The sequence below is a fragment of the Microthrixaceae bacterium genome (assembly GCA_016702505.1).
GTDB lineage: Bacteria > Actinomycetota > Acidimicrobiia > Acidimicrobiales > Iamiaceae > Aquihabitans.
This window is the reverse complement of record JADJDU010000003.1, coordinates 210,712-233,979: the sequence shown is the minus strand read 5'-3', so window position 1 is coordinate 233,979 and position 23,268 is coordinate 210,712. Positions and strand designations below refer to the sequence as shown.

The 23,268-nt window shown below is 68.1% G+C and carries 17 protein-coding genes and 4 pseudogenes; 15 read left to right on the top strand and 6 right to left on the bottom strand.

What is annotated here, in order from left to right; translation table 11 throughout:
- Window position 1 precedes the first annotated feature (1 nt).
- The 7 genes and pseudogenes from IPG97_04135 to IPG97_04105 all read left to right on the top strand — a co-directional run bounded on the left by IPG97_04135 (window position 2) and on the right by IPG97_04105 (window position 6,185).
- Window positions 2-817, top strand: coding sequence for a type III pantothenate kinase (locus IPG97_04135; protein MBK6855754.1), 816 nt, complete (start codon window positions 2-4; stop codon window positions 815-817).
- A 39-nt stretch (window positions 818-856) separates the two neighbouring features.
- Window positions 857-1,204, top strand: coding sequence for a hypothetical protein (locus tag IPG97_04130; GenBank protein ID MBK6855753.1), 348 nt, complete (start codon window positions 857-859; stop codon window positions 1,202-1,204).
- 151 nt (window positions 1,205-1,355) lie between these two features.
- A pseudogene (lysS, locus tag IPG97_04125) lies at window positions 1,356-2,692 on the top strand (lysine--tRNA ligase).
- Window positions 2,689-3,687, top strand: coding sequence for an NAD-dependent epimerase/dehydratase family protein (locus tag IPG97_04120; GenBank protein ID MBK6855752.1), 999 nt, complete (start codon window positions 2,689-2,691; stop codon window positions 3,685-3,687). Before lysS ends, IPG97_04120 begins: the two are co-directional and overlap by 4 nt.
- Complete coding sequence (locus IPG97_04115; GenBank protein ID MBK6855751.1) at window positions 3,684-4,361, top strand: hypothetical protein; 678 nt, start codon at window positions 3,684-3,686, stop codon at window positions 4,359-4,361. Before IPG97_04120 ends, IPG97_04115 begins: the two co-directional genes overlap by 4 nt.
- Before the next feature lie 4 nt (window positions 4,362-4,365).
- The gene (locus IPG97_04110; protein ID MBK6855750.1) at window positions 4,366-5,196 is read left to right on the top strand and encodes an alpha/beta fold hydrolase; all 831 of its coding nucleotides are present in this window, start codon (window positions 4,366-4,368) and stop codon (window positions 5,194-5,196) included.
- A 62-nt stretch (window positions 5,197-5,258) separates the two neighbouring features.
- Complete coding sequence (locus tag IPG97_04105; protein ID MBK6855749.1) at window positions 5,259-6,185, top strand: hypothetical protein; 927 nt, start codon at window positions 5,259-5,261, stop codon at window positions 6,183-6,185.
- On the opposite strand, the gene IPG97_04100 is transcribed toward IPG97_04105, so the two are convergent.
- Entirely contained in the window at window positions 6,169-7,398 is a 1,230-nt protein-coding gene (locus tag IPG97_04100) for a CapA family protein (GenBank protein ID MBK6855748.1), read from the bottom strand. The genes IPG97_04105 and IPG97_04100 overlap by 17 nt on opposite strands.
- Before the next feature lie 23 nt (window positions 7,399-7,421).
- Complete coding sequence (locus IPG97_04095) at window positions 7,422-8,411, bottom strand: polyprenyl synthetase family protein (GenBank protein ID MBK6855747.1); 990 nt, start codon at window positions 8,409-8,411, stop codon at window positions 7,422-7,424.
- Window positions 8,412-8,521: 110 nt separating this feature from the next.
- Here IPG97_04095 and IPG97_04090 point away from each other — a divergent pair.
- Window positions 8,522-11,093, top strand: a pseudogene (locus IPG97_04090) (ATP-dependent Clp protease ATP-binding subunit).
- Here IPG97_04090 and IPG97_04085 read toward each other — a convergent pair.
- Both IPG97_04085 and IPG97_04080 read right to left on the bottom strand, forming a co-directional pair.
- Entirely contained in the window at window positions 11,083-11,688 is a 606-nt protein-coding gene (locus IPG97_04085) for a TetR/AcrR family transcriptional regulator (GenBank protein ID MBK6855746.1), read from the bottom strand. The pseudogene IPG97_04090 and the gene IPG97_04085 sit on opposite strands and share 11 nt — an antisense overlap.
- A gap of 22 nt (window positions 11,689-11,710) precedes the next feature.
- Window positions 11,711-12,919, bottom strand: coding sequence for an LLM class flavin-dependent oxidoreductase (locus IPG97_04080; protein MBK6855745.1), 1,209 nt, complete (start codon window positions 12,917-12,919; stop codon window positions 11,711-11,713).
- A 156-nt stretch (window positions 12,920-13,075) separates the two neighbouring features.
- On the opposite strand from IPG97_04080, the pseudogene radA reads away from it, so the two are divergent.
- Window positions 13,076-14,433, top strand: a pseudogene (gene radA / locus IPG97_04075) (DNA repair protein RadA).
- Window positions 14,434-14,478: 45 nt separating this feature from the next.
- A pseudogene (disA, locus tag IPG97_04070) lies at window positions 14,479-15,542 on the top strand (DNA integrity scanning protein DisA).
- Window positions 15,543-15,558: 16 nt separating this feature from the next.
- On the opposite strand, the gene IPG97_04065 reads toward disA, so the two are convergent.
- Complete coding sequence (locus tag IPG97_04065; GenBank protein ID MBK6855744.1) at window positions 15,559-16,158, bottom strand: Crp/Fnr family transcriptional regulator; 600 nt, start codon at window positions 16,156-16,158, stop codon at window positions 15,559-15,561.
- A 138-nt stretch (window positions 16,159-16,296) separates the two neighbouring features.
- On the opposite strand from IPG97_04065, the gene IPG97_04060 reads away from it, so the two are divergent.
- The 3 genes from IPG97_04060 (at window position 16,297) to rlmB (ending at window position 18,453) form a co-directional block, all read left to right on the top strand.
- Window positions 16,297-16,920 carry a 2-C-methyl-D-erythritol 4-phosphate cytidylyltransferase gene (locus tag IPG97_04060; protein MBK6855743.1) on the top strand — a complete coding sequence of 208 codons (624 nt, stop codon included), beginning with the start codon at window positions 16,297-16,299 and terminating at the stop codon, window positions 16,918-16,920.
- On the top strand, window positions 16,911-17,393 hold the full coding sequence (locus IPG97_04055) for a 2-C-methyl-D-erythritol 2,4-cyclodiphosphate synthase (GenBank protein ID MBK6855742.1): 483 nt from the start codon (window positions 16,911-16,913) through the stop codon (window positions 17,391-17,393). The genes IPG97_04060 and IPG97_04055 overlap by 10 nt, the downstream gene beginning before the upstream one ends.
- Window positions 17,394-17,493: 100 nt before the next feature.
- Window positions 17,494-18,453 carry a 23S rRNA (guanosine(2251)-2'-O)-methyltransferase RlmB gene (gene rlmB / locus IPG97_04050; GenBank protein MBK6855741.1) on the top strand — a complete coding sequence of 320 codons (960 nt, stop codon included), beginning with the start codon at window positions 17,494-17,496 and terminating at the stop codon, window positions 18,451-18,453.
- A gap of 215 nt (window positions 18,454-18,668) precedes the next feature.
- Here the strand turns inward: rlmB and IPG97_04045 are convergent, their stop codons facing one another.
- Entirely contained in the window at window positions 18,669-20,024 is a 1,356-nt protein-coding gene (locus IPG97_04045; protein MBK6855740.1) for a diguanylate cyclase, read from the bottom strand.
- 142 nt (window positions 20,025-20,166) lie between these two features.
- Between IPG97_04045 and fdhD the strand changes: the two genes are divergently transcribed.
- Together fdhD and IPG97_04035 are read left to right on the top strand one after the other, a co-directional pair.
- A complete protein-coding gene (gene fdhD / locus IPG97_04040) occupies window positions 20,167-20,931 on the top strand; it encodes a formate dehydrogenase accessory sulfurtransferase FdhD (GenBank protein ID MBK6855739.1) in 765 nt (254 codons plus the stop codon).
- Entirely contained in the window at window positions 20,928-23,222 is a 2,295-nt protein-coding gene (locus IPG97_04035; GenBank protein MBK6855738.1) for an FdhF/YdeP family oxidoreductase, read from the top strand. Before fdhD ends, IPG97_04035 begins: the two co-directional genes overlap by 4 nt.
- Window positions 23,223-23,268 lie beyond the last annotated feature (46 nt).

Genomic DNA, 23,268 nt, shown 5'->3' with positions numbered 1-23,268 from the left:
GATGCTCTTGGCCGCCGACGTCGGCAACACCCAGACCCTCATCGGGCTGTTCGGAGACGACGGTTCGGTCGGTTCCGCTGACGACCACGACAAGGTGAGTCGGTGCGAGGAGGGGCTGCTGGACCATTGGCGGATCCACACCAACGGTCGTCGGACCAGTGACGAGTACGCCCTTCAGATCCAGGAGTTCTTGGGCTTCCACGGCTTCTCCTTCGACGACGACATCGACGGCATTGCCATCGCGTCGGTGGTCCCGTCGGTCACGGCGGCACTTAGGGAGATGACGGTCAAGTACTTCGGGTTCAAGCCGGTGGTGATCGAGGCTGGCGTCAAGACCGGGATGCCGATCCTCACCGAGAACCCGCGGGAGGTGGGAGCCGATCGCATCGCCAACGCGGTGGGGGCCGCCGACCTCTATGACGGTCCGATCGTGGTCATCGATTTCGGCACGGCCACCACCTACGACGCGGTGTCGGCCCGTGGTGAGTACCTGGGCGGTGTCATCGCCCCGGGGTTGGAGATCAGCCTCGATGCCCTCTACACCCGGGCCGCGGCCCTACGCCGGGTCGAGTTGGTGGAGCCGCGCAGCGTTATCGGTCGGACCACGGTCGAGTCGATCCAGGCCGGTGCCCTGTATGGCTTCGCCGGTCAGGTCGACGGCATCTGTCGTCGCATGGCCGAGGAACTGGGCGACCTGACCGTTGTGGCCACCGGTGGCTTGGCCGAGTGGATCGCCCCTCACACCGCCTCGATCGGCAACATCGAGCCCTGGCTCACCCTCCACGGCCTGCGCCTCGTCTTCGCCCGCAACTCCTGACCGACATCCTCCCCCGATTCGTCTGATACCCTTGGGGGTATGGAGATGAACCTGGTTGAGCCGGTGGTCGACATTCGCCCCGACGGCGCTTCGGCTGGACCTGTCGCCAGGGCCGACAAAACGCTGGAACGAAAAGGACGAGCCTGGTTGATCTGGTCGTTCCTGGCTTGTCCCTGTCATCTGCCCCTCACCCTCGGGTTCCTCGGGGTGGTGCTCGGCGGTACCGCGCTCGGCGCGATGGTCCGGGACAACGCGGTGCTGGCCGGGGTGATCATCACCGCGGTGTGGGCGGCGGGGACGGCCCGAGGTCTGTGGCTGGTCCGCAAGGGCGAACGGGGAGAGCTGGCCTGTGCTGCACCCGACCAAGGCTTTTCACCCCCCGCGTAACCTTCGGGCAGGCTGTTGTGTTGTGACCGACCGCACCCCCGTTCCCTACCGGTTCGACCCTGACGCGACGGCGGCCGGTCTGCACGATTCCTACGGCCACCTCGAGGCCGGGGTGGAAACCGGTGACCGGGTGACCGTCGCCGGGCGGCTGATGCTGCGACGGGGTCAGGGCAAGCTGGTCTTCGGTCAGCTCGCCGACTCGACCGGGCGGATCCAGCTGTTCGCCCCGGCCGACGTCACCCCCGACTTCGAGGACTTCGGACGGCTCAGCCTCGGGGACTGGATCGGGGTCACCGGTGAGGTGATGACCACCCGCAAGGGAGAGCTGTCGGTCAAGGTGCTGGCGTGGTCGGTGCTGGCCGAGACCCGACGACCCTTCCCCGACAAGTGGCACGGCATCACCGACCCTGACACCCGCTATCGCCAGCGCTACGTCGACCTGTGGGTCACCGAGGAAGCCCGACACACGCTCCAGACCCGCAGCCGCACCGTGTCGCTGATCCGTCGTTGGCTCGAGGACCAGGGCTTCATGGAGGTGGAGACCCCGGTGTTCCACCCCATCCCCGGTGGCGCCCTGGCCCGGCCGTTCGTGACCCACCACAACGCGCTCGACCTCGAGATGTTCCTGCGCATCGCGCCCGAGCTCTACCTGAAGCGCCTGGTGGTGGGCGGATTCGAGCGGGTGTTCGAGATCGCCCGGGTGTTCCGCAACGAGGGCCTCTCGCCCCGCCACAACCCCGAGTTCACGATGCTCGAGCTCTACCAGGCCTACGCCGACTGGACCGACATGATGAGCCTGGTCGAACACATGGTCGCCCACCTCGCCACCGAGCTGTGCGGGAGCACCACGATCACCTACCAGGGCCGCGAGCTCGACGTCTCGGTGCCGTGGAAGCGGGCGACGCTGGCATCGCTGATCGAGGAGGCCATCGGACGGCCGGTCGGGCTCGACACCCCCGTCGAGGAGCTTCGTTCGCTGTGTGACCAGTACGACGTGGCCTGGAAGGAGTCCTACGGGCCCGGCAAGCTGCTGCTCGAGCTGTACGAGAAGACCGCCGAATCGGCGCAGTGGGACCCGGTGTTCGTCACCGAGTACCCGGTAGAAGTCTCTCCGCTGGCCCGTCCCCACCGTACGCTGGAGGGGATGACAGAGCGCTTCGAGGCCATCGTGGCTGGACGAGAGCTGTGCAACGCCTTCAGCGAGCTGCTCGACCCCGACGACCAGCGCGCCCGCTTCGAGGACCAGGTCCGCGAAGGCGACAGCGGCGACGAAGAGGCCATGGCCGTCGACGATGACTACCTCCGGGCGTTGAGTACGGGCTGCCACCCACCGGTGGGCTCGGCATCGGCATCGACCGCCTTGTCATGCTGCTCACCGACTCCGCCACCATCCGAGACGTGGTGCTGTTCCCGACGTTGCGCCCCGAGCAGGTGGCCGGTGATTCCAACCCAGCCCTTCAGGGCACCGGAGGCGAGGGGGAGCAGTGAGGGTACTGGTAACGGGTATGGGGGGAGAGCTCGGAACGCGGGTGGTCAACCTGTTCGAGGGTGACCCGGCCGTCACCGACATCTGCGGTATCGACGGTTGGCCTCCCCGCCGACGAATCCACCGGGTTGCCTTCCACCGGGTCGATCCCGCCGACCGACGCAAAGCGGTGGCGGTCGTGCGCGACTTCGACCCCGAGGTGATCGTTCACCTTGGCGTGTACGAGCCGAACGCCCGGCTGGATCCCACCCGGTCCCGGCTCAGCACCGCGGCTTCGGCCGTCTCGGTGCTGGGCGCGGCCACCTCGTGTCCGTCCCTGAAGGCCATCGTGGTGCGGTCGGGTATCGAGGTCTACGGCCGGAGACGAGGCGCGCCCACCCGCCCCGACATCGATTCGCGAGTCGACCCCACCACACCCTTCGGGGCGTCGCTGGCCCACGTCGAACAGGTGGCCCGAGACGCGGGGCAGTCCGCGGGGGTTCCGGTCACGTTTTTGCGCTGTGCCCCCATCCTCGGGCCCAGCTTCCCCAGTCCGGTGGGTCGTTACCTCCGGCTTCCCGTCGTCGCCGTGAACCCAATGGCCGAGCTGCCGTTCTCGGTGCTGCACCAAGAGGACGCCGCCGCCGCCTTCGTGTCGGCCGCCAACGTCGGCCACGACGGACCGTTGATCGTCACGGGACCGGGGGCGGTCACCGCCTCCCAGGCCGTGCTCATCGGCGGCCGAGTGCCATTGCCGGTGATGGGGCCGGCCTGGTGGCTGGCGGGGCGCAGCGCCGACCTGCTCGGAGCCCCCCTGCCCCCTCACGTGGCTGAGATCGTCGTCCGAGGTGGCGTGGCCGACGGAGATTCGGGCCGAACCGTGCTGGGGGTAGACCCTCGACCCACCCGTGAGGTGATCGAACAGCTCTACCACTGGGAGAAGGTCGCCATGGTCCCCGTGACCCACGGCCGCAGCGACGGTCGAGCCTCGGGTGGCACCGGAAGGAGTCCCAGGTGAAGCCCTTCGACCTGCTCAGCGGCGAGGTTCCCACGGCGATGCAGTCGGCGGTGGGTGTGGTCCAACGCCGCCTCACCGGCGCCTACGACCTGGACGAGTGGGGCCTGGACCCCGATCTGGTCGAGCTGGCTGACCCGATCTTCGGGCTTCGTTGGAACATCACGGTGCTGGGGGCCGAGCGCCTGCCCAAGGTCGGCGGCGCGGTGTTGGTGTTCAACCGGCGCTTGGGCATCAGCGAGCCGTGGGTGGTGGCCCGCGGCATCCGCCAGGCCAGTGGCCGGTTCGTGCGCACGGTGGGTGCCCCCGACGTGGCTCCGCTGGGCCCGTTGATCCGCCGTTTCGGTGGCGTGCTGGATCGCACCGACGAGGTAGCCGGGTTGTTGCGTGCCGGCCAGCTCGTCGGCCTGCCCATGCGCCGGGACCTGGTCAACCGCGAACACGTGGGCCGCCTCGAGGTGGGGCGTATCCGTGCCGCCCTGGAAACCGGCGCACCCGTGGTCCCGGTGGCCACCGTCGGCCGGGAGGTGGGCCGGGAATGGCAGTTGGCCCTGGGGGAGCCGGTGCGGCTCCGTCGCCGGTCTGGTCCGCTGGCCGCCCAGGAACTGGCCGAAGCCACCCGAGCGGTGGTGCAGGAACTGCTGGACGAGACCCTTCCAGCCTCATGGTGGTGGTGACCAGATGCCCGTCGTGACCGTCGAGGACGGAACCCGGATCAACTACGCCTTGGGCGGTCGCCGTGATGGTGAGCCCTTGCTGCTCATCCACGGCCTGGGGGCCGACACCCGGGGTTGGATCATGCAGCGTCGAGCGCTCGGTTCGCGCTTCCGCCTCATTGCGGTGGACAACCGGGGGGTGGGCCGTTCCGATCGCCCCGAGGGTCCCTATGACCTGGCTGTCATGGCCGCTGACGCCATGGCCGTCTTGGACCACGCCGGTTACGGCTCGGCCCACGTGGTCGGGGCCTCGATGGGTGGGATCATCGCCCAGATCGTGGCTGTCCTCTATCCCACCCAGGTCAGGTCCCTGACCTTGGCCTGCACCGCCGCCCACCACTACTCGTGGCGCCGTGAGCTCCTGGCCGAGTGGGCAGAACTGGCCGAGACAAGGGGAATGAGGGAGTTCACCCTCCGGAACATGGAGTGGATGGTCGGTCCCCGTTCCCTCAAGCGGCTGTGGCCGGCCATGGCGGTGCTGGGGCCACTGGCCTTCAACGTTCCGGTGGCGTCGTTCGTGGCCCAGATCCAAGCCATCTTGGGTGGTGACGACGGGCTGCGAGACGAACTGGTCCACGTGAGCGCCCCAACCCTGGTCCTGGTGGGTAGCCAGGACGTGCTGACCACCCAGGGAGACAGCGAGGAGATCGCGGACCTGATCCCCAACTCGGAGCTGGCCGTGGTGCGAGGCGGAGCTCACTTGTTCATGGTCGAGCAGGCCGGGGCCTTCAACCAGGCCGTGACCGGGTTCCTGGATCGGGTCACCACCAAGATTCCGGTCACGCTCCAAACCTGACCCGACACCGTCGGTGGTCAGCCCCGGAGGGATCGGATCTGACGGTGGATACTGTTCCTGTCGTGCCAGTCGCATCGGTGGTCGTTCTCGTCAACGCCAGTGCGGGTCTGCGAGCCGGGGTGGCCCTGGAGCCGGACGCGTTGGCCTCCGCCTTCGACGATGTCGGGGTCAAAGCCGCCGTCGACGTGGTGGACCCCCAACGGATCCCTTCCACCGTCGGCATCTTGTGGGCCGGAGCCGATCGGCCCGACGCGGTGATCGTGGCCGGCGGTGACGGAACGGTCAGTCATGCCGCCGCCGCGGTGGTCGGCACCGACGTGGTCCTCGGCGTGTTGCCGATAGGCATGTTCAACCACTTCGCCCAGCAGCTCGGCATCCCGCTCGACCTGGGTGCCGCGGTGCGGGCCCTGGCCGCCGCCGATGCCGTGGCCGTCGATGTCGGCGAGGTGAACGGCCGGACCTTCGTGAACCAGACCGTGCTCGGCACCGACCCCAAGCTGCTGCAGGTGATGGACCGCATCCAGACCGGCCAGGGCTGGGGACGGATCCGTTCGGCCCTGGCCGGCTCGGTGCGGGTGATGGGCCAGGTGCCCACCAGCCGGGTCGACCTGCAAGCCCCCGGCGGTGTGTCTCGGCGAGGCCTTCGCACTCCGCTGGTCCTGGTGGGCAACGGCTCACACCGTCGCGGGATCACCGGGGCCACAGCCCTGGAGTCCCTGACCGATGGGGCCTTGGATCTGACCGTGGCCCGGTCGCGCAGCCGATGGGCCCTGGTCGAGGCCGGGTGGCGGGCGGCCCGCTCCGGTTCGGACGCTCTGCCCGAGATCGACACCATCGCCGTGCCCGAGCTCACCATCACGGCCCGGTCCCGCACGGTCAGGGTGGGTATCGATGGTGAGGCCGAGGTGTTGCGCAGCCCGCTGCGGTTCCGGGTCAGGCACCAGGCCCTACACGTGTTGGTACCGCCCGGCCTCAAGGCAGGGGTGTGACGGTCACGCCGGGCGTTGTCGGCGAGTTGATCACGTCTGCCGTTCGGCGGTAGGAGGCTCGTAGCTCCTTGGCGAGGCCCGCCGGGGTGGCTGGGTTCGACAGGGCGGCGGCGACCGGCAGAACCTCGAAGCTGGCGATGTCCACCCAGGTAGGGATGGCCTCGATGCCCGTCACCCTCCATCGTCCGTCCCAACCCGCGGCGGCGGTGGCCGTCACGGTGAGCCCGTCACGACGCGGGGCCTGGGTCTGGTTGGAGAGGTGGTTGCCCAGCCCCCACACCACGTAGCGCCCGTGGACGAGCTCGATGGGCTGAACCACGTGGGCGTGATGGCCGATGATCAGGTCGATCTCGGAGTCGGGCAGGATCGCCTCGGCGGTGGAACGTTGGAACGCGTCGGGCTGGTGCTGGTACTCGGTGCCCCAGTGCAGGCTCACCACCACCAGCTCGGCTCCGGCGGCGCGGGCGGCGGCGGCGTCGGCCCGGATCCGGTCGGGATCTATCTGGTTGGCGGCCCACGGGGCGTCGGCCGGGAGTCGGTAACCGTTGAACCCGTAGGCATAGCTGAGGTGGGCCAGCTCGATGGTGGTGGTGCCGGCGTCGAGGGGATAGACCCGCGCCCCGGTCTCCCACGGCCCCCGGGCCGTGCCGGCGTGGCCGAGCCCGACCCGGTCGAGCTCCTCGAGGGTGCGAACGATGCCGGCGTTGCCCCGGTCGAGGCTGTGGTTGGACGCCGTCGAGCATCCGTCGTAACCGCCATGGGCCAACCCGTCCATCACCTGGCTCGGGGCTCCGAAAGAGGGGTAGCTGGTGAGGCGGCCGTCGGGGGCGATCGGGACCTCCATGTGGCACAGCGCCAGGTCCGCGGCCTCCACCAGCGGTCGCATCGGGTCGAACATGGGCCCGAAGTCGAAGGCCTTGCCGGTCTCGGCTCCGTACCGGGCCGCCCGATCATTGACCGGCATGTGGAGCAGCACGTCTCCGCTGAAGGTCAAGGTGACGGGTTCGGACGGTGCAGCCGGGGCCGACGTGGCCGTCGCGGTTTGCTCGGACGGGGTTGGCTCAGAGGTGGTGGTCGATCCCGTGGTGGTCGGTGCCGCGGTGGTCGAGGTGGCCCGGCTCGACCCGTCCGCGCCTGAGCAGCCCGCCACCGTGGCGGCGAGCATCAGCGAGACGGCCAGGTGCCCAGCTCCAACCGCAGCCCGTGATCGCATCGAATCAGCCGAGTCCCGTTGGTTCAGGCTGGAACGGTGTCGAGGGAGGTGAGCAGATGGCGGGCCGCGCCCTGGAGGGCGGCCGCGGCGGGGCGGTCCGCCAGCGGGGCCAGCACCGCCACGGCGCGGTCCACATAGCTCTGTGCCACCTCGACCGACTCGGCCACCCCGTTGCTCTGGCGGACCAGGGCGCGGGCCCGCTCCCAGGTCTCTCCGTGGATGGGGGCACCGAGCAGTCCGGCCAGCTCGTCTCCGGTGGGTCCGGCCAGTGCCCGCAGCACGGGCAAGTTGTAGGCGCCTTCCACCAGGTCGTGACCGGCGGGCTTGCCGAGCTGCTCGTCGGTGGCCACCACGTCGAGGATGTCGTCGACGATCTGGAACGCCATGCCGTAGGCCAGGCCGAACTCGGTGAGGGCGTCGATCTCGGGGCGAGGGAGGTCGGCCACGATTCCCCCGATCCGACAGGCCGACGACAACAGGCTGGCCGTCTTGCCCTCGATCGAGGCCAGATACGCCTCTTCGGTTCGGCTCACCTGGTAGGCGTCCTGGAGCTCGCGGACCTCGCCTTCGCACAGCCGTCCGATGGTGGCGGCCAGCAGGCCCGCCACCTCCACGCCGAGCGACGCGGCGATCTCGGATGCCTTGGCCAGCAGGAAGTCGCCGGCCAGGATCGCCTTGAGGTTTCCCCAGCGGGAGTTGACCGACTCCACACCCCGTCGAGTGGTGGCTTCGTCGATGACGTCGTCGTGGTACAGCGAGCCCAGGTGGACCAGCTCCACCGACACCCCGCCCCGCACCACGTCCAGATCGGCGGGACCGTCGTGACCGGGGATGCACCGGCCTGCGGCCACCGCGAACAGGGGGCGTACCCGCTTGCCGCCGGCCCCGATCAGATGTCCGGCCATCTCGGTCATGGCTTCGGTTGGGGCGGTGACCGCAAGCCTCAACTCCTCCTCGACCCGGCTCCGGTCGGTGTCTACGTGGGGCAGGGCCAGCAGCGGGTTGGAGGTCATGGGCGCAGGCTAGGAGCCGGGCAGGCCCTCCGATGCCATTGGTGGGGACCGCCCGTGCGCCCCTCGGCGGTACACTCCAACGACGAATCCCGTTCTCAGGGAGGCATCGAGTGTTCGAGAGATTCACGGACCGGGCCCGCCGCGTGGTGGTCCTGGCACAAGAGGAGGCCCGTCTCCTCAACCACAACTACATCGGTACCGAGCACATCCTGCTCGGGCTCATCCACGAGGGCGAAGGAACCGCGGCCAAGGCCTTGGAGTCCCTCGGCATCTCCCTGGAGGGAGTGCGCAGCCAGGTCGAGGAGATCATCGGCCAGGGCGGGTCGTCGCCCAGCGGCCACATCCCCTTCACGCCCCGGGCCAAGAAGGTGCTCGAGCTGTCGCTGCGCGAGGCGCTCCAGCTCGGCCACAACTACATCGGCACCGAGCACATCCTGCTCGGCCTCATCCGTGAGGGCGAGGGCGTCGCCGCCCAGGTGCTGGTCAAGCTGGGCGCCGACCTGTCGCGCATCCGCCAGCAGGTCATCCAGCTCCTGTCGGGCTACTCGGGCTCGGGCCAGGGTGGTCCAGGCGGGGTCGGGCGAGAAGGCGGGCGCCACCGCCGGAGGAGCCGGCGGGGACACCCCATCGGGGTCCCTGGTGCTCGACCAGTTCGGGCGCAACCTGACCCAGCTCGCCAAGGACAAGAAGCTCGATCCGGTCATCGGCCGCGCCCGTGAGACCGAGCGGGTCATGCAGGTGCTGAGCCGACGCACCAAGAACAACCCGGTGCTCATCGGCGAGCCCGGCGTGGGCAAGACCGCCATCGTCGAGGGATTGGCCCAGGCCATCGCCGCCGACAACGTCCCGGAGACCCTTCACAACAAGCAGCTCTACACCCTCGACCTCGGGGCCCTGGTGGCCGGGTCGCGCTACCGCGGCGACTTCGAGGAGCGTCTCAAGAAGGTGCTCAAGGAGATCCGCACCCGCGGCGACATCATCTTGTTCATCGACGAGATCCACACCCTGGTGGGTGCCGGTGCGGCCGAGGGCGCCATAGACGCGGCGTCGATCCTCAAGCCGATGCTGGCCCGAGGTGAGCTCCAGACCATCGGGGCCACCACCCTCGACGAGTACCGCAAGCACCTCGAGAAGGATGCGGCGCTGGAACGTCGGTTCCAGCCGGTCAAGGTGGAAGAGCCGACCGTGGCCCACACCATCGAGATCCTCAAGGGCCTGCGGGACCGCTACGAGCAGCACCACCGGGTCACCATCACCGACCAGGCCCTGGTGGCGGCGGCCAACCTGGCCGACCGCTACATCTCGGACCGTCACCTGCCCGACAAGGCCATCGACCTCATCGACGAGGCCGGCGCCCGCCTGCGCATCAAGCGCATGGAGACCCCGGCCGACTACAAGGAGATCGAGAACGCCATCGCCCAGGTCGTCCAGCAGAAGAAGGACGCGGTCGAGGCCCAGAACTTCGAGGAAGCCGGTCGCCTCCGCGACAAGGAGAAGGAGCTCCTCGCCCAGAAGGACGCCAAGGAAGCCGAGATCAAGGCCTCCGGTGTCGACCTGTTCGACGAGGTAGATGAGGAGTCGATCGCCGAGGTCCTCTCGCTGTGGACCGGTATCCCCGTCTACAAGCTCACCGAGGAGGAGACGGCCAAGCTCCTGCGCATGGAGGACGAGCTGCACAAGCGGGTCATCGGCCAGGAGAGCGCCATCAAGGCCGTCAGCCAGGCCATCCGCCGGACCCGGGCCGGCCTCAAGGACCCCAAGCGTCCCAGCGGTTCGTTCATCTTCCTCGGACCTTCGGGCGTGGGGAAGACCGAGTTGGCCAAGACGCTGGCCGAGTTCCTCTTCGGTGACGAGCAGTCGATGATCAGCCTCGACATGTCCGAGTACATGGAGAAGCACACCGTCAGCCGCCTGGTGGGTTCGCCCCCCGGCTACGTGGGCTACGAGGAGGGCGGCCAGCTCACCGAGGCCGTGCGGCGCAAGCCGTTCTCGGTGGTGCTGTTCGACGAGATCGAGAAGGCCCACCCAGACGTGTTCAACACGTTGCTCCAGATCTTGGAGGAGGGTCGCCTCACCGACAGCCAGGGGCGTTCGGTTGATTTCCGCAACACCGTGCTGATCATGACCTCCAACCTGGGTACCGCCGATCTGCGCAAGGCCAACGTCGGTTTCGGCAAGGCCGATGAAGCCATCTCCTACGAGAAGATGAAGGAGAAGGTCAACGAGGCTCTCAAGGCCCACTTCCGGCCCGAGTTCTTGAACCGGATCGACGAGACGATCGTGTTCCACGAGCTGTCGAAGGCCGAGGTCACCACCATCGTCGACCTGCTCCTCAAGCGGACCAGCGTCCAGCTCGAAGCGCAGGGCCTGGGCATCGAGCTCACCGACGCCGCCAAGACCCTTCTCGTAGACAAGGGCTACGACCCCACCATGGGGGCTCGCCCGCTGCGTCGAGCAATCCAGCGACTGGTCGAGGACCCGTTGTCGGAGCGGCTGCTCTACAAGCAGTTCCGCGCCGGCGAACTGGTGATCGTGGACGCCGAGCTGGATCCCGAGACCAACGAGACCGTCATGACGTTCCGTTCGGTCGAGGGGTTCGTGTCGCCCACGGCGGCGAGCGAGGGAGACGAGGTCGCGGCCGAGTCGGCCGAGCTGGCCGAAACCGGTCCTGCTACCGAGTGACGACCAACGCAGTGCACATCTCGATCAGGTTCTCGACGTAGTCAGGGTGGTCGAGTTCCACCGGTTCCCCGGCGTCTAGGCGTCGAGCCCGTTCGGCAGCACTGCCGGTCATCAAGATGATCAAGGCCAGCACCCGTTCCCGACGGATGGGCCCTGGTGCCGCGGGCCGCTGCTCGATCTCGTCGAGGATGGTGGCGAGGTGAGCGGTGGTCGCGGCATCCGATTCGAGCCGCCAGGCCGCGAACCGACCGCGGAGTTGGGCAACGATCCTCAGGTAGGAACGTCCCGGCTCGGTGACCAGTAGGTCGGCATAGGGCCGCACCAGGCAGGCCACCAGGTCTTGGACCGTGGGGTCGACACCCGCCGCGGCCCGAAGTCTTCCCCGCTCGTCATCGATGGGGCCACCACGCCTCGCCAGGATCTCCAAGAGGAGACCCTGGCGAGAGCGGAAGTGATAGGTGACCGCCGATGCGTTGCGTTGTTCGGCGGCCTCGGTGATCTGGCGGGTGGTCACCCCTTGGACGCCACCTCGGGCGAACAGGCGCTCGGCTTCGTCGAGCAGGCGTTCGCGGGTGGCGACGGCGAGGGGAGCCACGGCCAGATGCCTTGGGGTGAGCTCAGCCCTCGAGCGGAATGAGCGCGTTGGTGGGGATGATCTCCACGTCGAGACCCTCGGGCAGCGGGTTGGCGAAGTCGGGGTACTTGCGCTGGGCCGTGGCCCGCATCTTGGCGGTGCGGTGCTCGGGGTCCTTGTCGAACTCGGGGATGACCTTGTTGCCGAACAGCTCGATCATCTCGAGCACCTCCTCGTGTTCGAACCCCTCGTTGGGGATGCCGAACACGAGTTGGTCACATCCGACCTCTTGGTACTTGGCGATCTGCTCCAGAACCTGCTCGGGGCTGCCGCACAGCAGGTAGCCGGCGTCGATTGCGTAGTCGAGCTCTTCCTCGGTGCGGATGGAGCGGGGGCGGCCGGGCCACTTAACCGCGCCGGGCTGGGGTGGCATGGTGGTGTGGTACATGTTCACCATGGTGTTGAGGTAGCCCCGGCCGGGGGACATGGCGATCTCCCGGGCCCGCTTGCCGTCGGCCACGCAGACCACGGCATTGGTCATCATGACGTTGTCGTTCATGAACTGGCCGAGGGGCTCGGTGCAGTTGGCGATGCCTTCCTTGTAGGCGTCGATGCGACCCTTGAGGTTGTAGACGGGTTCGAAGTTGAAGGCGATGGCGCCGATGCCGGACTGCCCGGCGGTGGTGAAGGTGCCGGGGTTGCCACAGCCCACCCAGATCGGCGGATGGCCCACGCCGTAGGGCTTGGGCAGGATGTTGTGCGGTTCTTCGATCTTGAAGTTCTCACCGTCGAAGGTGTAATCGCGTTGTTCCCACATGCGGACGATCTCGGGGGCGGCCTCGTTCCACATCTCCTTGGTGTCGGAGGTGAGGAGGTCGAAGGTGGCCATCTCGTGGGCGCCGGCGCCGCGACCGGTGCCGAACTCGAAGCGGCCGCCGGTGATGTGGTCGAGCATGGCGACGCGCTCGGCGTTGCGGACCGGGTGGTTGACCTTGCGGGACAGGTTGATGATGGCCGAGCCCAGGTGGATGCGCTCGGTCTTGGCCGCCACGTAGGGGATGACGACCTCGGGGGCGGACATGTGCGAGTACTCGGTGAGGGCGTGGTGTTCGCCGAACCAGGCGTACTTCCAGTTGAAGCCGTCGGCATGGATGGCGTATTGGAGCTCGCGCATGAGCATGGTGTGCTCGGCATCACGGTTGTGGGCCGCCGGACCAGGCAGGTAGCCGTTCAAGAACAGGCCGAACTCCATTGCTTACTCCTAGGGTGAGAAGTTAGAACCGGTTCTAATGTAGTCCATTAGGAGCCGATTGCAAGTCTCCGTGGTCGAACATTTGTTCGTGATTGAGCTACGGTTTCGGGCATGGCGTCGAACTTCACTGTCAGACCCCCTTCGTAGGGTCCGGTCATGGCCAAGGTCCGAACCGTCTTCCGTTGCCCAGACTGTGGCACCAGCGCACCCAAGTGGGTGGGCCAGTGCCCGGGGTGCTCGGCATGGGGGAGCTTGGTCGAAGAGCTGGACGGTCCTTCCGGGGCGTCGGAGGTGGTCGGTCTGGTCCCTTCCAGCGGGCCACCGGTACCCATCGCCGACGTCGACCCCACCGAGTTCACGCCCCGACCGACCGGCATCCCCGAGCTGGACCGCGTGCTCGGCGGCGGCCTGGTGCCGGGTTCGATCACCCTGTTGGGAGGAGAGCCGGGCATCGGCAAATCCACCGTTCTGCTCCAGGCCGCCGCCGAGGTGGCCGCGTCGGGTCGTACCGTGCTGTACATCACCGGCGAGGAGTCGCCCCAGCAGGTGCGCCTTCGGGCCGAGCGACTCGGCGCCCTGCACCCACTGCTCTACCTGGCGGCCGAGTCGTCTGTCCCCAACGTGGTGCGATCGATCGACGGCGTAGGGCCCGAACTGGTCGTGGTCGACTCCATCCAGACCTTGTCGGTCCCCGAGCTGGCCTCGGCCCCGGGTTCGGTGGCCCAAGTGCGTGAGTGCAGCCACCGGCTGGTGCAAGAGGCCAAGCAGCGAGGATGTGCCGTGGTGCTGGTCGGCCACGTAACCAAAGAAGGCAACCTGGCCGGTCCTCGGGTGCTCGAACACCTGGTGGATACGGTGCTGGCCTTCGAAGGAGACCGGCACCACGCGCTGCGCCTCCTGCGGGTGGTCAAGCACCGCTTCGGATCCACCCAGGAACTGGGTCTGTTCGAGATGACCGAGCACGGGCTGGTCGGGGTGCCAGACCCCAGCGGTCTGTTCCTGGCCGACAGGCGAGTCGGCGTGCCGGGCTCGGTGGTGGTACCCACCATGGAGGGAGCCAGGCCCCTCCTGGTGGAGCTCCAGGCCTTGGCCGCCACCTCGCACCTGCCATCGCCGAGGAGGTCGGCCCAGGGCGTAGAGCAAGGCCGGCTTTCCATGGTGCTGGCCGTGCTGGAGAGGCGGGTGCAGCTCCCCGTGGCCAACCTGGACGTGTACGCCTTGGCCGTGGGGGGTGTGCGGGTCAACGAACCGGGCGCAGACCTCGCTCTGGGTCTGGCGGTGGCGTCGGCTCTTCGGGGCCGGCCGGCCCCGCCCGATCTGGTGGCCTGCGGTGAGGTTGGCCTCGGTGGTGAGCTGCGACAGGTGGCCCACACCCCCGGCGCCTGGCCGAAGCGGCCCGCCTGGGGTTCAAGCGGGCCATGGTCCCCTACAGCGCCCCCCAGACCGTCGAAGGCATCGAGCTGATGCGGGTGGGGACCTTGGCCGATGCCATAGACCGGGTCGGGCTGACCTGAACCAATAGCACCAACCGGTACCGGGCTGGCCCCTAACATCGTCTGATGATCGCGCCCTATCCGCCCGAGCTTCAGGCGGCGCTCACCCAGGTGGCGCCGGGTCGGGTTCTGCGCGAGGGGGTGGATCGAATCCTCCAGGCCGGCATGGGCGGGTTGCTGGTGGTGGGCGACGGCCCCGACGTGCTCAACATCTGTTCGGGTGGGTTCCTGCTCGATGCTGCCTTCAGTCCGCAGCGGCTGTCGGAGCTGGCCAAGATGGACGGCGCCATCATCTTGGCGTCAGACGCCAGCCGTATCGCCAGGGCCAACGTGCACCTGGTGCCCGACTCGACGGTGACCACGTCTGAGACCGGCACCCGTCACCGCACCGCCGAGCGGGTGGCCAAGTCGCTGGGCGTGCCGGTCATCACCGTGTCTCAGCGCATGTCGACGATCAAGATCTACGTCGGCGACCACAAGCACGAGATCGTGTCCACCGCTCGGATCATCAACCGGGCCAACCAGGCCCTGTCCACCCTGGAGCGCTACCGCTCCCGGTTGGAGTCCGACGCCGCCGGTCTGTCCACCCTCGAGATCGAGGATCTGGTCACCATCCGAGACGTGGTGAACGTCCTCCAGCTCATCGAGGGGGTGGAGCGGATCGCTTCTGAGATCCAGGGTCACATCATCGAACTGGGCGAAGAGGGTCGCCTCGTCCGCCTGCAACTGGTGGAGCTGATGGGCGGAGTCGAGGGCGATCGTCGCCACCTGGTCCGCGACTACCGGGGCCAAGAGAAGAAGGTCTCGCTAGACACGGTGCTGGATTCACTCGCGGCGCTGACCACCGACGACCTGATCGACCCGGCCGAGCTCGTGCACGCCCTGCGCCTGCCCACCATGGCGCTCGATGCGGCGGTGTCGCCTCGTGGCTATCGGATGCTGTCGCGGATCCCCCGTCTGCCCGATCAGATCGTGGAGCGGATCGTGAGCCGATTCGGCAGCCTCCAAAAAATCATGCGGGCCACCATCGATGACCTCGACGACGTCGAGGGGTGGGTGCCACCCGGGCGCGAGCCATCAAGGATGGCCTGAACCACATCGCAGAGTCAGCGATCATCGACCGCTACTGACCGCGGTGGTTCGGGGTCAGCGGGAGCGGCGCTCCAGCTCTTCTCGGTTGGTGATGCGGTAGCGGCGGTCATGCTGTTCGATCCACCGCAGGCGCACGAAGCTGGCTATGGCCTTGTTGACTCGCTCCCGTGAGGCGCCGACCATACCGGCCAGCTCCTCTTGGGTGATGGGCAGGGCGAAGTCCTCGGCATCTCCGGCCAACTCCAAGAGCCGCTTGGCCGTGCGGCCGGTCACGTCGAGGAACACCGAATCGGCGAGGGCCGAGTCGGTAACGCGCAGACGTTGGGCCAGCAGGTGGACCACGCCCCACAACAAGTCGGGGCGGGCCTCATAGATGTGGCGTAGGGGTTCGTAGGGAACCTCGACCAGCTCGGACGCCTCTAGGGCCCGGGCCTCGGCGGAGCGTCCCTGGCCGTCGAACAGACCCATCTCCCCGAACACATCGCCGTGCTCCATGAGGGCCACCATCGATTCGCGCCCGTCGACGGAACGTTTGGAGATGGCGATGCGCCCCGAGGACACCACGCAGAGACGGTCGGGCGCGTCGCTCTCGGCGAAAACCACATCTCCCCGGAGGTAACGGCGGGTCTGGGCCGACGCAGCTACTGCGACCATCTCCTCGTCGGTGAGTTGGGTGAGTAGTTCGACGGTCTGGAGCAGGTCGATGTCAACCACGAGGCCGAGGCTACCTACTGGCACGGCATGGGGAAGGCGATGGGTGGCCCGACCATCTCCTAGCGTGGCGGCCATGGGATCGACCTGGGCGATCGTGGTGGCCGCCGGGTCGGGCAGCCGGTTCGGAGGGCCAAGCAATACGCTTCACTGCTGGGGCGTCGGGTGGTCGACTGGTCGATCGAAGCGGCTCGGTCGGTGTCTGACGGTGTGGTCCTGGTGGTTCCACCGGACCGTACGACCGAGGTCGAACCGGGTGTGGACCTGGTGGTGGCCGGCGGGGCGACGCGGTCCGAGTCGGTCAGGGCCGGATTGTCCGTCTTGCCCGCCGATGTGGCCGTGGTGGTCGTCCACGACGGCGCCCGTCCGCTGGCCACGCACTCGTTGTTCCGATCGGTGGTCGACGCGGTGCTGGCCGGAGCCGACGTTGCCGTGCCGGTGGTGGCGGTGGTGGACACGGTCACCGATGAGCACGGGGCCGTGGTGGATCGGGATCGGCTCCGGGTGGTGCAGACCCCACAGGGTTTCAGCGCCGACACGCTGGCTCGGGTACACGCCAGTAAGCCCGAAGCCACCGATGATGCATCGCTGGTGGTGGCTGCCGGTGGCCGTCTGCGTCAGGTGAGCGGCGAGAGGTGGAACCTGAAGGTGACCGAGCCCGGCGATCTCGCCGTGGCCGAGGCGATCTTGGAGGGATACCGGTGAGGGTTCGGGTCGGTCAGGGCTTCGACGTCCATCCCTTCATAGACGATCCGGACAGGCCGCTGGTTCTCGGCGGGGTGGTCTTCGACAGTCCCCGGGCCCTGGCCGGGCACAGCGATGCCGATGTCATCGCTCACGCCTGTGCTGATGCCTTGCTCGGGGCGGCGGGTCTCGGAGACATCGGGATGCTCTTTCCTGACACCGATCCCCGCTGGTCGGGGGCCAACAGCATCGATCTGTTGGCCGAGGTGGCCCGACGGGTCCGCTCCGCTGGTTGGGAGCCGGGAAACGTCGATGCGTCGGTGGTGACCGATCATCCCAAGATGGCGCCAGCCCGAGTCCAGATGCAGGAGCGCCTGTCCGCCGCGGTGGAGGCTCCGGTCTCGGTCAAGGGCCGTCGACCCGAAGGTCTCGGGGCGTTGGGGCGAGGCGAGGGCGTGGCATGTTGGGCGGTGGCGGTGGTGACCCGCCCTTGACCGATCCCGAGGGAGCAAGGGAGGCATAGCCTCGGTCTGGTTACCCTGGCAGAGATGACGGCCGGACCTGTCCGCTCGGGTTCCAATAGGAGGAGTTGAGGTGGCTTCAGGACGCGGTTCGGGTCGGGGTTCGGGCAAGGGTGGTTCAGGCGGGCGGGGTGGTCAGGCGCGCTCCGCCGCGCCCCGTTCGTCGGGAGGTGGCAAGGGACGGGGGAAGGGCGGCGGCGCTTCGGGTCAGGGGCCGCGCAACCCGTTGGGGCAGATGGGCCCTCAGGGTCGCGCTCCGCGCCGTTCCAGCACCACGGGTTTGGGCGGAGAGCAGGTCGAGGGTCGCCAGGCGGTGCGGGAACTGCTGTTGGCCAACCGGCGCGACACCCGGGAGATCTGGATGGCGGCCGACCTGGACCCGGCTCCGGTGCTCGACGACATCCGAGAGCTGGCTGCTGAAGCCCGGGTGGTCATCAAGGAGGTCGGTCGCTCCAAGCTCGATGCTGCCGCACGCACCGATGCCCCTCAGGGGGTTATCGCCTTTGCTCGGCCGTTGCCCGAGGTCTCCGTGGACGACCTGCTGGGTCCCGGTTACGGGGGAAGCTCGCCGTTCCTGCTCTTGTCTGATGGAATCACCGACCCCGGCAACCTCGGGGCCCTGCTCCGCTCGGCCGAGTGTGCGGGGGTCACAGGGGTAGTCCTTCCCCGACATCGTGCCGTCCACATCACCCCCACCGTGACCAAGGCGGCGGCGGGCAGCATCGAGCACCTGCCCATGGCGATCGTGGGGGGGATGGCCAAGACGGTGGACGAGCTTCGTCGGTCGGGGGTCCTGGTGATCGGACTGGACGAACGGGGAAGCCGGTCACTGTGGGAGCTGGACGTGGCGATGGCCGATCGCGCGGTGGCGTTGGTCCTGGGAGCGGAGGGCCCTGGTTTAGGTCGGCTGGTTCGGGAGCGCTGCGACGAGGTGGTGTCGATCCCAATGCGGGGTCGCCTGTCCAGCCTCAACGTGGCCACGGCTGGGGCCTTGGCTTGCTTCGAGGTGGCCCGGGCTCGCAGCCTTGGCTAAGCCTGGATCCGCCGAAAGGCAGAGCCTTCCGGCGGAGTTCGGTCGCCGGCCTGACGGCCGACGTCTTCGCTGCTGCGACCGGCGAAGCCGATCTCCGCAGGTCAGGGGCTCCGCCACAAAGGGCTCTGACCCCGAACACCCGCCCAGTCCTGTGACTTCAGCTCGTCAGACAGCCGAGCACTAACGGTGGTCGCAGCGGATAGGTGGGTCGAGCGTCAGCGGCTAGCCAGGCAGGCGCAGCCGCCGCCTTGGTGTTTGGCCTGGTAGAGGGCGCCGTCGGCCAGGCCCAGGAGGGAATCGGCGGTCAGACCCGGAGCAACCAGCGCGATGCCGATCGACAGACCCAGGCGGAGGCGCAGCCCGCCCACCTCGAAGGGGGTGGCCATGGTGGCCAACATCCGCTCGGCCAGGTGGTTGGCCGTGGTCGGATCTGGAACCCGTCGGAGCAGGACGGTGAACTCATCTCCACCCAGGCGGGCCAGGTCGTCCCCGGCCCGTAGCGCCGAGCGGAGGCGCTCGGCCACCTGGACCAGTACCTGGTCTCCGACCTGGTGGCCGTGGGCATCGTTGATCGGCTTGAAGGCGTCGAGGTCACAGAAAGCCACCGCCAACTCCCCCTCGCCGATGGCGAGGGCTTCGGCCAGACGCTCCCGGAAGGTGGCGCGGTTGGCCACCCCGGTCAGGCTGTCGTGGCCGGCGAGGTGGATGAGGCGCTGGTGCTCGATCCACTTCTGGATGGCCAGTTGGGCATAACGGGCCTGGAGCTCGAGTCCCATCTGGTGGCCGAGGAGGGGTTCGGCATCGTCGTGACGCCATACCGACAAGACGGCCGGGGGGAGCTTGGGCGAGACCTCGATGGGGATGCACCACACCCCGGCCAGCCCAGCTTCCTCGGCGGGGATCCGGGCCCGAGGTGGCAGGTCGTCGATGGTGGCGTTCACCTGCTCTCCGGTCAAGGCGGCCCGATGCCACGGTCCCGCATCGGTGGGTACGCAGGCCTTGGGGACCCCGGCCCCGTCGGTCCAGCGGAACTCGTAACCATCGAATCCGTGGTGGATGAGCGCCCCCGCCACCTGGAGGGTCGGAATGATCGACCGACACAGGTGCTCGCAGACCTCAGAGAACGGGTCGGCACCGCTGAGCGCTCCGAGGAACTGGTTGAAGTGGAAGTTGTGCTCCCAGGACCGCAGTCGGAGGACCAGATCGTGCTGGCGGGTGGATTGAGCACTGATGGCCGCCACCTCGCACCACGTCGAGGTCCCGTCGCTGTTCAAGAGCCTGAACACCATCGGGATGGAGGTGGCCCGGCCTTCGGTGATCTGAACTTGGGCGAAGGCGGCCAAGGCCCGGTCGACTTCGTCGGGGGGGATGAAATCGACGACGTTGTGGCCGACCATGTCGGCTGGCTTCCAGCCCAGCAGGGTGACGATCGATTCACCGGCGTACTGGATGGTGCCGTCCAGGCTGACCACCACGAAGGGGTGGGCGGTGCTGTCGACGATGGCCCGGAACAGCGATTCGGGGACGCGCAGAGGATCGTTGCCTGCATGGCTGATGCTGGACGTGTCCATGGTCCTGGCGCCCTCCCAGCCCGGATCGTACCATCGGCGAGTCGTTCAGTCACGCTCTGAGGTCGTTCGGCGACGATGCGTGTTGTCGAGCCAGAGTCCGACCTCTCGCCCATCGGGGGACGGCGATGGGTAGCGTTCCGGTGTGTCCAGGAGTCGCTCCGTTTCTCAGCTCGTCGACAAGGTCGACCGGTCGGGCACCGAGAGGGCAACCGATCATCTGGTGGTGGAAGAACCTCTCGAGATCCGCCTGGACGGCGTGCGGGTGACGACCACCATGAGGACCCCTGGCCATGACGGTGAGCTGGCTGCGGGCTTCTGCTTCTCCGACGGGCTGCTGGGAGGAGCCTCGGTGCTCGGGGTCGACCATGGTGCCGGGAACGCCGCCTCCGTGGACACCGGCGGTCAGGCCCCCGTTCCGACCACCCGCCTCACCGCCACCACTTCTTCATGCGGGTGGTGCGGCACCGATGCCCTCGATGACCTGGCGTCTTGGTTGGAGCCCCTCGGGTCCCGGTGGCCCTTCGACGTGGCCGTGTTGGGGGCAGTGGTCGAGCGGGTGAGGCAATCCCAGGACCTCTTCGAACTGACCGGAGGCGTGCACGCCGCGGCCGCCTTCGATCGCACGGGTCGGCCCGAAGTGGTCCGCGAAGACATCGGCCGCCACAACGCCGTCGACAAGGTGGTGGGCAGGCTCCTGCTCGACGGCCGATTGCCTGCCGGTGAGATGGGTTTGTTCGTGAGCGGCCGGACCAGCTTCGAGATCATCCAGAAGGCGTGGGCCGCAGGGTTCTCGGCGGTCGTGTCGGTGAGCGCTCCATCGTCGTTGGCCGTCGACACCGCCCGCCGCGCTGGCCTGATGCTGGCCGGGTTCGCCCGTCCGGGACGCTTGAACGTCTACGTACCATGACCCGTCCGGCCCCTCCTCCACGCCCTGACGATGAAGCCGATCAGCTCCAGGTGTTCGGCCCGGCCCGAGTCGCGGCCGGGCTGGGATCGGTTCGCTCCACCATGAGCCAGACCGCCGCTCAACTTGGTCTGCGTAGAGGTACCCGCCTACTGGTGAGGGTGAACCAGCCCGAGGGTTTCGATTGCCCTGGCTGCGCCTGGCCCGAACCGGCCGAGCGATCCCACCTCGAGTTCTGTGAGAACGGTGCCAAGGCACTGGCCGAGGAAGCCACCGTCCGCCGTTGCGGTCCCGACTTCTTCGCCTCCCACCCGGTGGCCGCATTGGCCGAACAGAGCGACCACTGGCTCGGCCAGCAGGGTCGGCTCACCCACCCGATGATGCGGACCGCCGGGGACACGCACTACCGGCCGGTGGCTTGGAGCATGGCCCTGGACCTGGTGGCCGACAGGCTGCGGACGGCCGCTACCCGTCACCCCGACCGTGCCGTCTTCTACACCTCGGGACGTACCAGCAACGAGGTCGCTTTCCTCTACCAACTGCTGGCCCGCCGGTTGGGCACCAACAACCTGCCCGATTGCTCCAACCTGTGCCACGAATCGAGCGGCGTGGCGCTGACCCAGACGATCGGGGTGGGCAAGGGCAGCGTCACCCTCACCGACCTGCACCAGGCCGAGTTGATCCTGGTCGTCGGTCAGAACCCGGGAACCAACCATCCCCGGATGCTTTCTGCGTTGGGCAAGGCCAAGGCCAACGGTGCCCAGGTAGTGGCCGTCAACCCCATGCCCGAGGCCGGCCTGCTGGGATTCGCTGATCCAAAGACCGCCCGGGGCCTGGCCGGGCGACCGGCGGGGCTCGCCGACCACTTCCTCCAGATCCGGGTGGGAGCCGATCTGGCCTTGTTCCAGTGGCTGAATCGGCGCCTGGTCGAGTTGGACGCCGAGACGCCAGGTGTCGTCGATCATGGTTTCGTCACCTCCCACACCCACGGGTGGCCGGAGTTGGCCGAACACCTTGCGGCCGTCGACTCTGACGCTCTCCTCGCTGCCACCGGCCTTCCCCGGGAACAGGTCGAGGCGGTGGCCCGGCTCCTGGCCGACCGGAGACGGATCGTCATCTGCTGGGCCATGGGTATCACCCAACACCGTCAGGCGGTGGCCACCATCCGCGAGATGGTCAACACCTTGCTGCTTCGGGGTGCCATCGGCCGACCCGGCGCCGGGGTTTGCCCGGTGCGCGGCCATTCCAACGTCCAGGGCGACCGGACCATGGGCATCGTGGAGAAGCCGACGGTCGAGTTCCTGGCCGCGCTCGGAGCCGAGTTCGGTTTCGACGCCCCCACCCGGCATGGGACCGACGTGGTCGCGGCCATCGAAGCCATGGCTCGCGGTGATGTAGACGTGTTCATGGCGATGGGCGGGAACTTCTTGTCGGCGTCTCCCGATACCGAGGTCGTGGCGGAGGCCTTGGCTCGGGTCGGGCTCAGCGTGGCCGTGTCCACCAAGCTCAATCGGTCTCACCTGATCGGCAGCGGGACGGCCTTGATCCTTCCCTGTCTGGGTCGGACGGAAGTCGACCGCACCGGCGGGCGAGTCCAGCGGGTGACGGTGGAGGACTCGATGAGTGTGGTCCACGCCTCGTCGGGGTCGCTGGCCCCAGCGTCGGATCATCTGCTCAGCGAGGTGGCGATCGTGGCCGAGCTGGGCAGCCGGGTCGACCCCTATGAGGGGATCGACTGGATGGGGTTGGCTGGTGACTACGGACTGATCCGAGACCACATCGAGGCCGTTGTCCCAGGGTTCACCGACTTCAACCGACGCCTGGACCATCCCGGTGGGTTCGTGTTGCCGCACCCCCCTCGGGACCACCTCCGGTTCCCTACCCCCGACGGGCTCGCCCACCTGACCGTCAACGAGTTCGCACCCGAGGTGGTCCCACCTGGGCACCTGCTACTGCAGACCGTGCGGTCCCACGACCAGTTCAACACCACCATCTACGGACTAGACGATCGGTACCGGGGAATCAGCAACGGTCGTCGGGTGGTGTTCGTGAACCCCGCCGACCTGGCCGAGTTGAACCACGGCGACGGCGACCGCGTCGATGTGGTCAGCGAATGGCGAGATGGGCGGTGTCGGCGGATCCACGACTTCCGCCTGGTGGCCTACCCGGTGGCGCGAGGGACCTGCGCTGCCTACTTCCCCGAAGCCAACCCGTTGGTTCCCTTGGGTTCGATCGCCGACGAGAGCCGGACTCCAACGTCCAAGTCGATCATCGTGCGCTTCGTGGCGACCTGAGGCCCGCGGCCGGGTGCCTCCAGAAGCGGTGGGTTTACTCGGATCA

Bases quoted from the DNA above. Each gene is read 5' to 3' on its own strand.
- IPG97_04135 (MBK6855754.1), top strand. From the start codon at position 2: ATGCTCTTGGCCGCCGACGTCGGCAACACCCAGACCCTCATCGGGCTG.
- IPG97_04130 (MBK6855753.1), top strand. From the start codon at position 857: ATGGAGATGAACCTGGTTGAGCCGGTGGTCGACATTCGCCCCGACGGC.
- IPG97_04110 (MBK6855750.1), top strand. From the start codon at position 4,366: ATGCCCGTCGTGACCGTCGAGGACGGAACCCGGATCAACTACGCCTTG.
- IPG97_04100 (MBK6855748.1), bottom strand. From the start codon at position 7,398: ATGCGATCACGGGCTGCGGTTGGAGCTGGGCACCTGGCCGTCTCGCTG.
- IPG97_04095 (MBK6855747.1), bottom strand. From the start codon at position 8,411: ATGACCTCCAACCCGCTGCTGGCCCTGCCCCACGTAGACACCGACCGG.
- IPG97_04080 (MBK6855745.1), bottom strand. From the start codon at position 12,919: ATGGAGTTCGGCCTGTTCTTGAACGGCTACCTGCCTGGTCCGGCGGCC.
- IPG97_04065 (MBK6855744.1), bottom strand. From the start codon at position 16,158: ATGGTCGCAGTAGCTGCGTCGGCCCAGACCCGCCGTTACCTCCGGGGA.
- IPG97_04045 (MBK6855740.1), bottom strand. From the start codon at position 20,024: ATGGACACGTCCAGCATCAGCCATGCAGGCAACGATCCTCTGCGCGTC.
- IPG97_04035 (MBK6855738.1), top strand. From the start codon at position 20,928: ATGACCCGTCCGGCCCCTCCTCCACGCCCTGACGATGAAGCCGATCAG.